Genomic DNA, 14,443 nt, shown 5'->3' on the forward strand with positions numbered 1-14,443 from the left:
GATAACATGTTCGCCCCTTGCTAAACACCTTGTAAACCGTGGTCTGTAGCCCTTCGTTCAAAAAACAACCAGCCTAAGCTGCGGTTTTTCATGGGTTTTTTCAGAGGATAAGTACAGGACTTGCCCCCAATCTCTGTTGGCGCTTCTGTGGATAAGATGTTCACTTACCGCTACAGGCCTTACAAGACGTGGCTTTCGTGCTTCTGGTTAAAAATCGATCAATCCATCGTTTTTAACGGTTCAATCGTGCTGGAAGCCATAAATTTCACGGCTTATAGCGGTTTTCCACAGCGGTGGAGAAGTTGCCCCCAAAGTCTGTTGGCGCTTCTGTGGATAAGGTGTTCGCTATACGCTACAAGTCATGCAATGCGGGGCTTTCAAAGGTTTGATCAAAAATTGATCAGGCGCTGGTGAAAACCCTGGTTCTGAATAAGTCACGGATTTTCTTCGGTTTCTGTGGAGAAAGTTTTCAACATGTCCACAGTTGTCCCCATTTGCTGTGGGTGGAGATGTGGATAACTTGTTTGCGGAAGGCTGGGAGCCGCGAAGGGCATAGCGCTGAACGGAATAGATCATATTTCGTACAGTTCTGAGGCGGAGGGTGTCAGGAGTTTATTTGTGGATAGTTAGATCGTTTTCGCGAGCAGGCTCGCTCCTACAGGATTTGTGAACAACACAGATCTACTGTAGGAGCGAGCCTGCTCGCGATGGTCGTGAACGATAACGCGGGGTATGAGGCAATCCGCGGTGTTCGGGCATCCATCGCGAGCAGGCTCGCTCCTGCAGGTTCAGGGACAGGCTAGTCAGCCGGTGACCGGGACGCCTTTGAGGTACGGCGCAGGCTCGGCCCCCAGGTTGCTCAGCAGGCGCTCGCTGTACCAATCCACAAAGTTCACCACGCCGAACTCATAAGTCTTGGAGTACGGCCCTGGCTGGTAGGCGGTGGAGTTGATCCCGCGCTGGTTCTCTTCGGCCAGGCGACGGTCCTGGTCGTTGGTGGCGTCCCAGACCTGGCGCATGCGCTCCACGTCGTAGTCCACGCCTTCGACGGCGTCCTTGTGGACCAGCCACTTGGTGGTGACCATGGTCTCCTGGGCGCTGATCGGCCACACGGTGAAGACGATGATGTGGTCGCCCATGCAGTGGTTCCAGGAGTGCGGCAGGTGCAGGATGCGCATCGAGCCCAGGTCCGGGTTCTTGATGCGGCCCATGAGTTTGGCACAGCCTTGCTTGCCGTCGATGGTCATCGACACGGTGCCCTTGAGCAGCGGCATGCGCACAATGCGGTTGCGCAGGCCGAAACTGGCGTGGGCGTAAGGGATTTTCTCGGCTTCCCAGGACGCGGCGGACGCAGCGACGTGGTCCTTGAACGCCTGGTCGGCGCGCGGGTCGGTGACGTCGTCCCACTCCAGCAGGGTTTTCAGCAGTTCCGGGTGCGACGCGTTGCAGTGGTAGCACTCGCGGTTGTTTTCCAGCACAAGCTTCCAGTTGGCCTTTTCCATCAAGGTGGTGGTGATCGCCACCTTGGTGTTCTCCATGTCGTACGGTTCCATGTAATGGTTGAGCGTCGACAGGAAGTCATCGATGGCCGGCGGGTTCTCCGCGAGGCTGATGAAGATGTAGCCGCCAGCCGTCTTCACATTCACCGGTTTGAGGCCGTACTGCTTCATGTCGAAGTCGTCGCCCATCTCGGTGCCGGCGAACAGCAGGCGACCGTCCAGTTCGTAGGTCCACTGGTGATAGTGGCAGACCAGTTTGGCGACCTTGCCCTTGTCGCTGGTGCACAGGCGCGAACCACGGTGGCGGCAGACGTTATGGAACGCGTGCACCACGCCTTCGGCACCACGAATCACGATGATCGGGTTCTTGCCGATTTGCAGGGTCAGGTAGTTGCCTTTGGCGGGAATCTCGCAGGTCATGCCGGCGATCAACCACTCTTTCTGGAAAATCTCCTGCATGTCGATATCAAACAGGCGCTCGTCAGAGTAAAACGGCTGCGGCAGCGAGAAGGTGCGCTCGCGCTCTTGCAGCATCTGGGCGGTGGCCTTGCGTGCGGGTTCCAGCGGATCGCCCAGGCTCAGTGTAGTAGTGACGTCCATCGTTTAATCCTCAAGGCCATCTGCGTGGCCGGCGAAAGTGGCTAATCAGGTTGGGTCAGGGTTGCTGCGCAAGGTGTAAGGATTGTGTCTTGGTATGGGGCGAGTGTGGGGCCGGCGCTGCCCGGAACCTTATCCATGGGCGACATGGTGCAATCTGTTCCCGACGCGCAAGCCCCGGTAGTTGGGGGCTGGTCGCGATAAGCATGTGAATGTCGCAGATAGGTAAATGGCTGGTCTGCGCTATACGCAGAATCGCCAACATGAAGGCCGACAGTCGGCCGTGGAGATCAGCATGTCCAACAACTTCCTGAACCCGGTAACCACCCAGACCTGGGCCAATGGTCGGCACATCGTCCGTTGCGTCAAAGTCATCCAGGAAACCTGGGATGTGCGCACCTTTTGCTTCATGGCCGATCAGCCGATCATGTTCTTCTTCAAGCCGGGGCAGTTCGTCACCCTGGAGCTGGAGATCGAAGGCCAGCCGATCATGCGCTCGTACACCATTTCCAGCTCGCCGTCGGTGCCGTACAGCTTCTCGGTGACCATCAAGCGTGTGCCGGGCGGCAAGGTTTCCAACTGGCTGCACGACACCTTGCATGAAGGCTACGAACTGGCGGTGCACGGCCCGGTCGGGCTGTTCAACGCCATCGACTTCCCGAACCCCAAAGTGCTGTATCTCAGCGGCGGCGTGGGCATCACGCCGTGCATGTCCATGGCGCGCTGGTTCTTCGATACCAACGGCAATGTCGATATGGCGTTTATCCACAGCGCCCGCTCACCGAAAGACATTATTTATCACCGCGAGCTGGAACACATGGCGGCGCGGATCGAAAACTTCAGCCTGCACCTGATCTGTGAAAAACATGGTTTCGGTGAACCCTGGGCCGGCTATCGCGGTTATCTGAACCACAAGATGCTCGAACTGATGGTTCCGGACTTCCTTGAACGCGAAGTGTTCTGCTGCGGTCCGACGCCTTACATGAATGCGGTCAAGCGCCTGCTGGAAAACGCTGGCTTCAACATGAAGCGCTACCACGAGGAGTCATTCGGTGCCACGCCGCCAGAGGCCATCGCCGATGCCGTGGAGAATGCCGAACAGGCCGCCGATGCGCCGCAAGTCGATGCCGCGGACCTGCATCAAGTGGAGTTCACCGCGTCCGGCAAGAGCATCCGGGTGGCGCCGGGCGAGACCGTTCATGCAGCCGCCGCCAAGGCCGGTTTGCTGATACCGAAAGCCTGCGGCATGGGCATCTGCGGCACCTGCAAGGTGTTGAAGCTGGGCGGCGAAGTGGAGATGGAACACAACGGCGGGATCACCGAAGAGGACGAAGCCGAAGGGTACATCCTGTCGTGCTGCAGTGTGCCGAAGGGGGATGTGCGGATCGAGTACTAACCCGCACCGGTAATCCCATTGTGGGAGCGAGCCTGCTCGCGAAGGCGTACTGACATTCAACATTGATGTTGACTGATCCGGCGCTTTCGCGAGCAGGCTCGCTCCCACAGGTTTTTGTGTTTCTTCAATCAATGAACAGGTCCGGCATCAGCTTGTCGCTGGTGCCTGGCGCAAACCGATAGTGTTCGAACTCGGTTACGCCGTTTTCCCGCAGTATTTCCTCATCAATCAGCAAGCGCCCCGTCAAGCTGCGGTTTGCGCTGCTCAGAATCACGTGGGCGGCATCCGCCATGATCGCCGGCGTGCGCGCATGTTTGAACGATTCCCGTGACCCCAGCTGAAATTCAATGGCCGCCGTGGCAATCATGGTCTGCGGCCACAGCGAATTGACGCTGATACCGTAATTCCTGAATTCCTCGCTCATGCCCAGGGTCAGCATGCTCATGCCGTATTTGGTCACGGTATAGGGGCTGTATTGGGCGAACCACTTCGTCGCCAGGTTCAACGGTGGCGACAGGTTGAGGATGTGCCCGGCGGATTTTTTCAGGTATGGCAACGCCGCCTGACTGCACAACAAGACGGCGCGGGTGTTGATCTGGTGCATCAGGTCGAAGCGCTTGAGTTCGAGGTGCTGAACCCCGGTCAGCTTGATCGCCCCGGCGTTGTTGACCAGCGCATCGATGCCGCCGAAATGTTCATTGGCCCGAGCCAGGGCCTGATGTACGGCCACTTCATCGCGCACATCCACTTGCAAGGCCAGTGCCTTGCCGCCAGCCGCTTCGACTTCCTCGGCCACGCTGTAGATCGTGCCCGGCAGTTTGGGGTGCGGTTCGGCACTCTTGGCGGCGATCACGACGTTGGCACCGTCGCGAGCGGCGCGCAGTGCGATCTCGCGACCGATGCCGCGACTGGCGCCGGTGATGAACAGGGTTTTGCCTTGCAGTGACATGCGTACGCTCCTGGTTGTTATTGTCTGTACGGCTCGACAGACAATGTAGACCGTGTACGCGAAACTGTAGGAGCTGGCTTGCCAGCGAAGGCGGTGTGTCAAGCGGACCGCGTTGCGGCGTTCGCCAGCAAGCCGGCTCCTACAGGGTGTCTTATGCAGACATGACTTGGCGGATGTCCCGAGCCAATTCCCGCACGCGCTCTTCTTCGGTATCCCACGAGCACATGAAACGTGCGCCACCGTTGCCGATGAAGGTGTAGAAACGCCAGCCCTTGGCCGTCAGCGCGGCGATGGCCGGTTCCGACAGTTGCAGGAACACGCCGTTGGCCTGCACCGGGAACATCAGTTCCACGCCCGGGATGTCGCTGACCAGTTCGGCCAGCAGTTGCGCGCAGTGGTTGGCGTGGCGGGCGTATTTGAGCCAGGCGTCGTTTTCCAGGATGCCGACCCAGGGTGCGGACAGGAAGCGCATCTTTGAAGCAAGCTGTCCGGCCTGTTTGCAGCGGTAATCAAAGTCTTCAGCCAGTTTGTGGTTGAAGAACAGAATCGCTTCGCCCACGGCCATGCCGTTTTTCGTGCCGCCGAAGCACAGCACATCGACACCGGCTTTCCAGGTCAGGTCGGCCGGTGAGCAGCCGAGGAACGCGCAGGCATTGGAGAAGCGTGCGCCGTCCATGTGCAGGTTCAGGCCCAGTTCCTTGCAGGTGGCGCTGATGGCGCGGATTTCGTCCGGGGTGTAGACGCTGCCGACTTCGGTGGCCTGGGTCAGGGTCACCACGCGAGGTTTGGGGTAGTGGATGTCCTGGCGCTTGAGGGCGATTTCGCGGATCGACTCCGGGGTCAACTTGCCGTTTTCGGTGCGGGCGATCAGCAGTTTGGAACCGTTGGAGAAAAATTCCGGCGCGCCGCATTCGTCGGTTTCGACGTGGGCGGTTTCCGAGCAGATCACGCTGTGGTAACTCTGGCACAGCGACGACAGGGCCAGGGAGTTGGCGGCGGTACCGTTGAAGGCGAAGAACACTTCACAGTCGGTTTCGAACAGCTTGCGGAAATCGTCGGACGCGCGGGCGGTCCACTCGTCGTCGCCGTAGGCGCGCTGGTGGCCATGGTTGGCCTGTTCCATGGCAGCCCAGGCTTCAGGGCAAATGCCGGAATAGTTGTCGCTGGCGAATTGTTGGCTCTTATCGGTCATGGCCTGCTTCCGTGGTCGAGGCGCCTATGGTGAGGCGCCTCGTGGTCGATGATGGTGCGCACTTTACCGAAGATCGTCCGGGGGGCGCACGGGATGTCACTGTCAGAAATTTACGGGGATGCCGGGCAATTATGCACGTGTCTATTGACTTAAAGCAGCGCGACCGCGCACTGGATTTGCTCAAGTGGCTGGCGCTGCTGAGCATGGTGCTCGATCACCTGCGATATGTCGGTTACTCCGCCGATTGGCTGTATGTGCCGGGGCGTCTGGCGTTCCCGTGGTTCTGCCTGGCAATGGCGGCGAATCTGGCGCGGACCGAGGTGGTCGCGGCCAGCGGGCAGTGGCGATACCTGGGCTGGTTGCTGCTGTTTAGCGCCGTGAGCGAAATTCCCTACCGAATCTACATCCCCGATCCCGACACCTTGAACGTGTTGCCCACCCTTGCCTTGGGCTTGCTGGTGGCGCGGGGCTGGCAAGACCGCACGCTGCAGGCGCGATTGTTGGCTGGCGCAGCGCTGGTTCTGGCGGTGTTGTTTTGGGGGCGGCTGATGTTCGGTTTTTTCGGTGTTCTGTTGCCGTTGGCGATGCTGCTGGTGATTCGGCGTCCCTGGTATTTCGCATTGCTGCCGGGGCTGGTCTGCCTGGCGGGCAATCAATGGCAGGTGCTGTATTACGCCATTCGATTGGGTAATCACGTGGCGATGGCGGCGATTGCCACTTGTCTGATTGCGCCATGGCTGGGGCTGTTCCTGTTGCGACACGCCCATGCCGTAAAACCACCGCCGATGCGGCGCTGGGCGTATGCCCTGTATCCCGTGCATTTCCTCATTCTGCTCGCTTTACGACAGGCAATCGCATAACCCTGTGGGAGCTGGCTTGCCAGCGATAGCGGTAGGCCAGCCGCCATCAATGCTGGATGTGAATCCGTCATCGCTGGCAAGCCAGCTCCCACAGGGTTTGCCGCTGAGTTGAGAGTTGTACCCGGCCTGCCATTTCCCGACATGTCGTAAACGCACCTTTACGTGGCGCCCATAGGCATTTGACCTGTCTGCCTCGGTCATACCATCGCTATCAAAGGGCACTGCCGAAACGCCAGTGCCTTACCGAGACGAATGGCGCACAGATGCCGCTGGGAGAGACGCGATGTTCAGCAAGCAAGACCAGATCCAGGGTTACGACGATGCACTGCTGGCGGCGATGAATGCCGAGGAGCAACGTCAGGAAGATCACATCGAGCTGATCGCGTCCGAGAACTACACCAGCAAGCGCGTGATGGAAGCGCAAGGCAGCGGCCTGACCAACAAATACGCCGAAGGCTATCCGGGCAAGCGCTACTACGGTGGCTGCGAACACGTCGACAAGGTTGAAGCCCTGGCCATCGAACGCGCCAAGCAACTGTTCGGCGCCGATTACGCCAACGTGCAGCCGCACTCCGGTTCCTCGGCCAACAGCGCCGTGTACCTGGCCCTGCTGCAAGCCGGTGACACCATCCTGGGTATGAGCCTGGCCCACGGCGGTCACCTGACTCACGGTGCCAAGGTGTCGTCTTCGGGCAAACTGTACAACGCCGTTCAATACGGTATCGACACCAAGACCGGCCTGATCGATTACGACGAAGTCGAGCGCCTGGCCGTTGAGCACAAGCCGAAGATGATCGTTGCCGGTTTCTCCGCTTACTCCAAGACCCTGGACTTCCCGCGCTTCCGTCAGATCGCCGACAAGGTGGGCGCGCTGCTGTTCGTCGACATGGCCCACGTGGCCGGTCTGGTCGCTGCCGGCCTGTACCCGAACCCGCTGCCTTACGCCGACGTGGTGACCACCACCACCCACAAGACCCTGCGCGGTCCGCGTGGCGGCCTGATCCTGGCCAAGTCCAACGAAGAAATCGAGAAGAAGCTCAACGCGGCGGTTTTCCCCGGCGCCCAGGGCGGCCCATTGATGCACGTGATCGCCGGTAAGGCGGTGTGCTTCAAAGAGGCGCTGGAGCCAGGCTTCAAGGCCTATCAGCAGCAAGTGATCGACAACGCCCAGGCGATGGCCGGCGTGTTTATCAAACGCGGCTACGATGTAGTGTCCGGCGGTACCGATAACCACCTGTTCCTGGTCAGCCTGATCCGTCAGGGCCTCACCGGTAAAGAAGCAGACGCAGCCCTCGGTCGCGCCCATATCACTGTGAACAAGAACGCTGTCCCGAACGATCCGCAGTCGCCGTTCGTGACCTCCGGCCTGCGTATCGGCACCCCGGCGGTGACCACGCGCGGCTTCAAGGTGACCCAGTGCGTCACGCTGGCCGGCTGGATCTGCGACATCCTCGACAACCTCGGCGACGCCGACGTCGAAGCCAATGTTGCCCAGCAGGTTTCGGCCCTGTGCGCGGACTTCCCGGTTTATCGCTGAGTGCGGTTTTGGAGTAAATGACTATGCAACGCTACTCAGGCTTCGGCCTCTTCAAACACTCCCTCAGCCACCATGAAAACTGGCAGCGGATGTGGCGCACACCGACCCCTAAAAAGGTCTACGACGTGGTCATCGTCGGCGGTGGCGGGCATGGTCTGGCGACCGCCTACTACCTGGCCAAGGAACACGGCATCACCAACGTGGCCGTGGTCGAAAAAGGCTGGCTGGGCGGCGGTAACACCGCGCGCAACACCACCATCGTTCGCTCCAACTACCTGTGGGACGAGTCGGCGCACCTGTACGAACACGCGATGAAACTGTGGGAAGGCCTGTCCCAGGACCTGAACTACAACGTGATGTTCTCCCAGCGCGGCGTCTACAACCTGTGCCACACCCTGCAGGACATCCGTGATTCCGAGCGTCGGGTCAGCGCCAACCGCCTCAATGGCGTGGATGGTGAACTGCTCAATGCCAAGCAGGTCGCAGACGAGATTCCGTACCTGGACTGCTCGAAGAACACCCGCTACCCGGTGATGGGCGCTACCGTCCAGCGTCGCGGCGGCGTGGCCCGTCACGATGCCGTGGCCTGGGGTTTTGCCCGTGCCGCCGACGCACTGGGCGTGGACCTGATCCAGCAGACCGAAGTGATCGGTTTCCGCAAGGAAAACGGCGTGTGCATCGGCGTGGAAACCAACAAGGGCTTCATCGGCGCCAAGCGCGTCGGTGTAGTGACCGCCGGTAACTCCGGGCACATGGCCAAGCTCGCCGGTTTCCGCCTGCCGATCGAATCACACCCGCTGCAAGCGCTGGTGTCCGAGCCGATCAAGCCGATCATCGACAGCGTGATTATGTCCAACGCCGTACACGGTTACATCAGCCAGTCCGACAAGGGCGACCTGGTGATTGGCGCCGGTATCGACGGCTACAACGGCTACGGCCAGCGTGGTTCGTACCCGGTGATCGAGCACACCATCCAGGCCATCGTCGAAATGTTCCCGGTGCTGTCGCGCGTACGCATGAACCGTCAGTGGGGCGGCATCGTCGACACCACGCCGGATGCCTGCCCGATCATCTCGAAAACCCCGGTGCCGAACATGTTCTTCAACTGCGGTTGGGGCACCGGCGGCTTCAAGGCAACACCTGGCTCGGGCAACGTATTTGCCGCGAGCCTGGCCAAGGGTGAAATGCACCCATTGGCCGCACCTTTCTCCATCGACCGTTTCCACAACGGTGCGTTGATCGATGAACACGGCGCTGCTGCGGTTGCCCACTAACAGGAGAAATCCCCATGTTGCATATCTTCTGTCCTCACTGCGGCGAACTGCGCTCCGAAGAGGAATTCCATGCATCCGGCCAGGCGCACATTCCGCGCCCACTGGATCCGAACAGCTGCACCGACGAGGAGTGGGGCGACTACATGTTCTTCCGCGATAACCCTCGCGGTCTGCACCACGAGCTGTGGGATCACGTCGCCGGTTGCCGCCAGTACTTCAACGTCACCCGCGACACCGTGACCTACGAGATTCTCGAAACCTACAAGATCGGCACCAAGCCACAATTCACCGACAAGACCGATAGCCCGAAAGCGGCCAGCACGGCTCTGGGAGAGAAGGTATGAGCCAGATCAATCGCCTGTCCAACGGCGGACGGATCGACCGCAACAAAGTCCTGAGCTTCACCTTCAACGGCCAGAGCTACAAAGGCTTCGAAGGCGACTCCCTGGCCGCTGCACTGCTGGCCAACGGTGTCGACATCATCGGTCGCAGCTTCAAGTACTCCCGTCCGCGCGGCATCTTCGCCGCCGGTGCCGAAGAGCCGAACGCGGTGCTGCAGATCGGCGCCACCGAAGCCACGCAGATTCCTAACGTGCGCGCCACGCAACAGGCGCTGTACCAGGGCCTGGTCGCCACCAGCACCAACGGCTGGCCGAGCGTGAACAACGACATGATGGGGATTCTCGGCAAGGTCGGCGGCAAGCTGATGCCGCCGGGCTTCTACTACAAAACCTTCATGTACCCGCAATCGTTCTGGATGACCTACGAGAAGTACATTCGTAAGGCCGCAGGTCTTGGCCGCTCGCCGACCGAGAACGATCCGGACACCTACGACTACATGAACCAGCACTGCGACGTACTGATCGTCGGCGCCGGCCCTGCTGGCCTGGCGGCAGCACTGGCGGCTGCACGCAGCGGTGCCCGTGTGATCCTCGCCGATGAGCAGGAAGAGTTCGGCGGCAGCCTGCTCGACTCCCGCGAAAGCCTGGATGGAAAGCCTGCCGTGGAGTGGGTCGCCAGCGTCATCGCCGAGCTGAAGAACACCCCGGACGTGCTGCTGTTGCCGCGTGCCACGGTCAACGGCTACCACGACCATAACTTCCTGACCATTCACGAACGCCTCACCGATCACCTCGGCGACCGTGCGCCGATTGGCCAGGTGCGTCAGCGCATCCACCGGGTTCGTGCCAAGCGCGTGGTCCTGGCGACCGGCGCCCACGAGCGCCCGCTGGTGTACGGCAACAACGACGTGCCGGGCAACATGCTGGCTGGCGCTGTGTCGACTTACGTGCGCCGTTACGGCGTGGCTCCGGGCAAGAAGCTGGTGCTGTCGACCAACAACGATCACGCCTATCGCGTTGCACTGGATTGGCTCGACGCCAGCCTGCAAGTGGTGGCCATCGCCGACGCCCGCAGCAACCCTCGCGGTGCGCTGGTGGAAGAAGCGCGCGCCAAGGGCATTCGCATCCTCACTGGCAGCGCCGTGATCGAGGCCCGTGGCAGCAAGCACGTGACCGCTGCCCGTGTCGCGGCCATCGATGTGAAAGGCCACAAAGTCACCAGCCCTGGCGAATGGCTCGACTGCGACATCGTCGCCAGCTCCGGCGGCTACAGCCCGGTGGTTCACCTGGCTTCGCACCTGGGCGGCAAGCCGATCTGGCGTGAAGACATCCTCGGTTTCGTACCGGGCGAAGCACCGCAGAAACGCGTATGCGTCGGTGGCATCAACGGCGTCTATGGCCTTGGCGATTCTCTGGCCGATGGTTTTGAAGGGGGCGTGCGCGCTGCCAGCGAAGCCGGTTTCGGTGCGGTCGAAGCGACGCTGCCGAAGGCTCTGGCCCGTCTGGAAGAGCCGACCCTGGCGCTGTTCCAGGTGCCTCATGAAAAGAACACCGCACGGGCGCCGAAGCAATTCGTCGACCTGCAGAACGACGTGACCGCCGCGGCCATCGAACTGGCGACCCGCGAAGGCTTCGAGTCGGTGGAGCACGTCAAGCGCTACACCGCGCTGGGCTTCGGCACCGATCAGGGCAAGCTCGGTAACGTCAACGGCCTGGCCATCGCGGCCCGTTCGCTGAACGTGACCATCCCGCAGATGGGCACCACCATGTTCCGTCCGAACTACACGCCGGTGACTTTCGGCGCCGTGGCCGGCCGTCACTGCGGGCACATCTTCGAGCCAGTGCGCTACACCGCGCTGCATCAATGGCACCTGAAAAACGGCGCCGAGTTCGAAGACGTCGGCCAGTGGAAACGTCCGTGGTACTTCCCGAAATCCGGTGAAGACATGCACGCGGCAGTAAAGCGTGAATGCAAAGCCGTGCGCGACAGCGTCGGCCTGCTGGACGCCTCGACCCTGGGCAAGATCGACATTCAGGGCCCGGATGCCCGGGAGTTCCTCAACCGCGTGTACACCAACGCCTGGACCAAGCTCGACGTGGGCAAGGCCCGTTACGGCCTGATGTGCAAAGAAGACGGCATGGTGTTCGACGACGGCGTGACCGCCTGCCTGGCCGACAACCATTTCGTCATGACCACCACCACCGGTGGCGCTGCACGCGTACTGCAATGGCTGGAGCTGTACCACCAGACCGAATGGCCGGATATGAAGGTGTACTTCACCTCCGTGACCGACCACTGGGCGACCATGACCCTGTCCGGGCCGAACAGCCGCAAGCTGCTCAGCGAAGTCACCGACATCGACCTGAGCAACGAAGCCTTCCCGTTCATGACCTGGAAAGAAGGTGAAGTAGGCGGTGTGCCGGCGCGGGTGTTCCGGATTTCGTTTACCGGTGAGCTGTCGTACGAAGTCAACGTGCAAGCCGACTATGCGATGGGCGTGCTGGAAAAAATCGTCGACGCCGGCAAGAAGTACAACCTGACGCCGTACGGCACCGAAACCATGCACGTACTGCGGGCCGAGAAGGGCTTCATCATCGTCGGTCAGGACACTGACAGCTCGATGACCCCGGATGACCTGAACATGGGCTGGTGTGTCGGTCGCACCAAACCGTTCTCGTGGATCGGCTGGCGTGGCATGAACCGTGAAGACTGCGTGCGTGATCAGCGTAAGCAGCTGGTTGGCCTGAAGCCGATCGATCCGAACGTATGGCTGCCGGAAGGCGCGCAACTGGTATTCAACACCAAGCAAGCGATCCCGATGACCATGGTCGGTCACGTGACCTCCAGTTACCTGCACAACTCCCTGGGCTATTCGTTTGCCATGGGCGTGGTCAAGGGCGGCCTGAACCGCATGGGTGAGCGTGTGTTTGCGCCACTGGCGGACGGCAGCGTGATCGAGGCGGAAATCGTGTCTTCGGTGTTCTTCGATCCGAAAGGCGAACGCCAGAACGTTTAACACCACAGCCCTTTGTGGGAGCAAGGCTTGCCCGCGATGAACGATAACGCGGTGCTTCGGATAGACCGAGTTGCTCCCATCGCGGGCAAGCCAAGCTCCCACAGAAAATACGAATTCAGGAACAGGTGCTTTATGACCGCAGCCAATGTTTACCAACAACGCCCAACCAATGGGGCCAAGGCCGAGTCGTCGCTGCATCATGCCGACCTCGCCAGCCTGGTGGGCAAGGGGCGCAAGAGCGCCGGCGTGACCGTGCGCGAGAAAAAACTCCTCGGCCACCTGACCATTCGTGGCGATGGCCACGATGCCGCGTTCGCCGCCGGCGTACACAAGGCGCTGGGCATCGAATTGCCGGGGGCGCTGACCGTCATCGTCAAGGGCGAAACCAGCCTGCAATGGATGGGCCCGGATGAGTGGTTGCTGATCGTGCCGAGCGGCGAAGAGTTCGCCGCCGAGCAAAAGCTGCGCAAAGCGCTGGGCGACCTGCACATCCAGATCGTCAACGTCAGCGGCGGCCAGCAGATCCTCGAACTGAGCGGCCCGAACGTGCGCCAGGTGCTGATGAAATCCACCAGCTATGACGTGCACCCCAACAACTTCCCGGTGGGCAAGGCTGTGGGCACGGTGTTCGCCAAGTCGCAACTGATGATTCGCCACACTGCCGAAGACACCTGGGAACTGCTGATTCGTCGCAGCTTCTCGGATTACTGGTGGTTGTGGTTGCAGGATGCTTCGGCCGAGTATGGCCTTAGCGTTCAGGCTTGAATCGCCTTCGCTGGCAAGCCAGCTCCTACAGGATTGTGATGATCTGTAGGAGCTGGCTTGCCAGCGATCAACCGCGCAGCGGTTGCCCATAACAAAAGGAGTCACCGCACTATGAGCCGCGCCCCGGATACATGGATTCTGACCGCCGACTGCCCCAGCGTGCTCGGCACGGTGGACGCGGTGACCCGCTTTCTGTTCGAGCAGAGCTGCTACGTCACCGAACACCACTCCTTCGATGATCGCCTTTCGGGGCGTTTCTTCATTCGTGTGGAGTTTCGCCAGCCTGACGGTTTTGACGAGCAGTCCTTCCGCGCGGGCCTTGCCGAGCGCGGCGAAGCGTTCGGCATGATCTTCGAACTGACCCCGCCGCATCACCGCCCGAAAGTGGTGATCATGGTCTCCAAGGCCGATCACTGCCTCAACGACTTGCTCTACCGCCAGCGCATCGGCCAGTTGTCGATGGACGTGGCGGCGGTGGTGTCCAACCACCCGGACCTCAAGCCGCTGGCCGACTGGCACCAGATTCCGTACTACCACTTCCCGCTGGACCCCAACGACAAGCCTTCACAGGAGCGTCAGGTGTTGCAGGTGATCGAAGAGTCCGGCGCCGAACTGGTGATCCTTGCCCGCTATATGCAGGTCCTGTCGCCGGAGCTGTGCCGCAAGCTCGACGGCAAGGCAATCAACATCCACCACTCCCTGCTACCGGGTTTCAAGGGCGCCAAGCCTTACCACCAGGCCTACAACAAGGGCGTGAAGCTGGTTGGCGCGACGGCGCATTACATCAACAACGACCTCGACGAAGGGCCGATCATCGCCCAGGGCGTCGAGGTGGTGGATCACAGTCATTACCCGGAAGACCTGATCGCCAAGGGGCGGGATATCGAAGGCCTGACCCTGGCGCGGGCTGTGGGTTATCACATTGAGCGGAGGGTGTTTTTGAACGCCAATCGCACGGTCGTTCTTTAGATTTTTGGGGCCGCTTCGCAGCCCATCGCGGGCAAGCCTTGCTCCCA

11 protein-coding genes are annotated in these 14,443 nt (G+C 60.7%); 8 read left to right on the plus strand and 3 right to left on the minus strand.

From position 1 onward, the window contains the following. Positions 1 to 803: 803 nt before the first annotated feature. Positions 804 to 2,099 carry a glycine-betaine demethylase subunit GbcA gene (gene gbcA, locus GPL81_RS01545; RefSeq protein ID WP_160104931.1) on the minus strand — a complete coding sequence of 432 codons (1,296 nt, stop codon included), beginning with the start codon at positions 2,097 to 2,099 and terminating at the stop codon, positions 804 to 806. A gap of 292 nt (positions 2,100 to 2,391) precedes the next feature. On the opposite strand from gbcA, the gene gbcB reads away from it, so the two are divergent. Then, positions 2,392 to 3,492, plus strand: coding sequence for a glycine-betaine demethylase subunit GbcB (gene gbcB / locus GPL81_RS01550; protein WP_096514560.1), 1,101 nt, complete (start codon positions 2,392 to 2,394; stop codon positions 3,490 to 3,492). A gap of 124 nt (positions 3,493 to 3,616) precedes the next feature. Here gbcB and GPL81_RS01555 read toward each other — a convergent pair whose 3' ends face one another. Both GPL81_RS01555 and GPL81_RS01560 read right to left on the minus strand, forming a co-directional pair. Then, positions 3,617 to 4,441, minus strand: coding sequence for an SDR family oxidoreductase (locus tag GPL81_RS01555; RefSeq protein ID WP_160104932.1), 825 nt, complete (start codon positions 4,439 to 4,441; stop codon positions 3,617 to 3,619). Positions 4,442 to 4,592: 151 nt separating this feature from the next. Then, the gene (locus tag GPL81_RS01560) at positions 4,593 to 5,633 is read right to left on the minus strand and encodes a threonine aldolase family protein (RefSeq protein WP_160104933.1); all 1,041 of its coding nucleotides are present in this window, start codon (positions 5,631 to 5,633) and stop codon (positions 4,593 to 4,595) included. Positions 5,634 to 5,764: 131 nt separating this feature from the next. Between GPL81_RS01560 and GPL81_RS01565 the strand changes: the two genes are divergently transcribed. The 7 genes from GPL81_RS01565 to purU all read left to right on the plus strand — a co-directional run bounded on the left by GPL81_RS01565 (position 5,765) and on the right by purU (position 14,396). Further along, positions 5,765 to 6,493 (plus strand): TraX family protein, encoded by a 729-nt coding sequence (locus GPL81_RS01565; protein ID WP_246218861.1) that lies wholly within the window; start codon positions 5,765 to 5,767, stop codon positions 6,491 to 6,493. A gap of 283 nt (positions 6,494 to 6,776) precedes the next feature. Then, positions 6,777 to 8,030, plus strand: a complete 1,254-nt coding sequence (gene glyA / locus GPL81_RS01570; protein WP_096514568.1) for a serine hydroxymethyltransferase — start codon at positions 6,777 to 6,779, stop codon at positions 8,028 to 8,030. A 23-nt stretch (positions 8,031 to 8,053) separates the two neighbouring features. Continuing rightward, a complete protein-coding gene (locus GPL81_RS01575) occupies positions 8,054 to 9,304 on the plus strand; it encodes a sarcosine oxidase subunit beta (protein ID WP_003206307.1) in 1,251 nt (416 codons plus the stop codon). A gap of 14 nt (positions 9,305 to 9,318) precedes the next feature. Then, complete coding sequence (locus GPL81_RS01580) at positions 9,319 to 9,648, plus strand: sarcosine oxidase subunit delta (protein ID WP_007980417.1); 330 nt, start codon at positions 9,319 to 9,321, stop codon at positions 9,646 to 9,648. Further along, positions 9,645 to 12,662, plus strand: coding sequence for a sarcosine oxidase subunit alpha (locus tag GPL81_RS01585; protein ID WP_160104935.1), 3,018 nt, complete (start codon positions 9,645 to 9,647; stop codon positions 12,660 to 12,662). The genes GPL81_RS01580 and GPL81_RS01585 overlap by 4 nt, the downstream gene beginning before the upstream one ends. A 132-nt stretch (positions 12,663 to 12,794) precedes the next feature. Next, positions 12,795 to 13,427: a sarcosine oxidase subunit gamma gene (locus GPL81_RS01590; protein WP_160104936.1), complete on the plus strand. Its 633-nt coding sequence runs from the start codon at positions 12,795 to 12,797 to the stop codon at positions 13,425 to 13,427. A 111-nt stretch (positions 13,428 to 13,538) separates the two neighbouring features. Then, positions 13,539 to 14,396, plus strand: coding sequence for a formyltetrahydrofolate deformylase (purU, locus tag GPL81_RS01595; protein WP_160104937.1), 858 nt, complete (start codon positions 13,539 to 13,541; stop codon positions 14,394 to 14,396). The last annotated feature ends 47 nt before the right edge of the window (positions 14,397 to 14,443 follow it).

The sequence above is a fragment of the Pseudomonas izuensis genome (genome assembly GCF_009861505.1).
Lineage (GTDB): Bacteria > Pseudomonadota > Gammaproteobacteria > Pseudomonadales > Pseudomonadaceae > Aquipseudomonas > Aquipseudomonas izuensis.

Bases quoted from the DNA above. Each gene is read 5' to 3' on its own strand.
- gbcA (WP_160104931.1), bottom strand. From the start codon at position 2,099: ATGGACGTCACTACTACACTGAGCCTGGGCGATCCGCTGGAACCCGCA.
- gbcB (WP_096514560.1), top strand. From the start codon at position 2,392: ATGTCCAACAACTTCCTGAACCCGGTAACCACCCAGACCTGGGCCAAT.
- GPL81_RS01555 (WP_160104932.1), bottom strand. From the start codon at position 4,441: ATGTCACTGCAAGGCAAAACCCTGTTCATCACCGGCGCCAGTCGCGGC.
- GPL81_RS01560 (WP_160104933.1), bottom strand. From the start codon at position 5,633: ATGACCGATAAGAGCCAACAATTCGCCAGCGACAACTATTCCGGCATT.
- GPL81_RS01565 (WP_246218861.1), top strand. From the start codon at position 5,765: ATGCACGTGTCTATTGACTTAAAGCAGCGCGACCGCGCACTGGATTTG.
- glyA (WP_096514568.1), top strand. From the start codon at position 6,777: ATGTTCAGCAAGCAAGACCAGATCCAGGGTTACGACGATGCACTGCTG.
- GPL81_RS01575 (WP_003206307.1), top strand. From the start codon at position 8,054: ATGCAACGCTACTCAGGCTTCGGCCTCTTCAAACACTCCCTCAGCCAC.
- GPL81_RS01580 (WP_007980417.1), top strand. From the start codon at position 9,319: ATGTTGCATATCTTCTGTCCTCACTGCGGCGAACTGCGCTCCGAAGAG.
- GPL81_RS01585 (WP_160104935.1), top strand. From the start codon at position 9,645: ATGAGCCAGATCAATCGCCTGTCCAACGGCGGACGGATCGACCGCAAC.
- GPL81_RS01590 (WP_160104936.1), top strand. From the start codon at position 12,795: ATGACCGCAGCCAATGTTTACCAACAACGCCCAACCAATGGGGCCAAG.
- purU (WP_160104937.1), top strand. From the start codon at position 13,539: ATGAGCCGCGCCCCGGATACATGGATTCTGACCGCCGACTGCCCCAGC.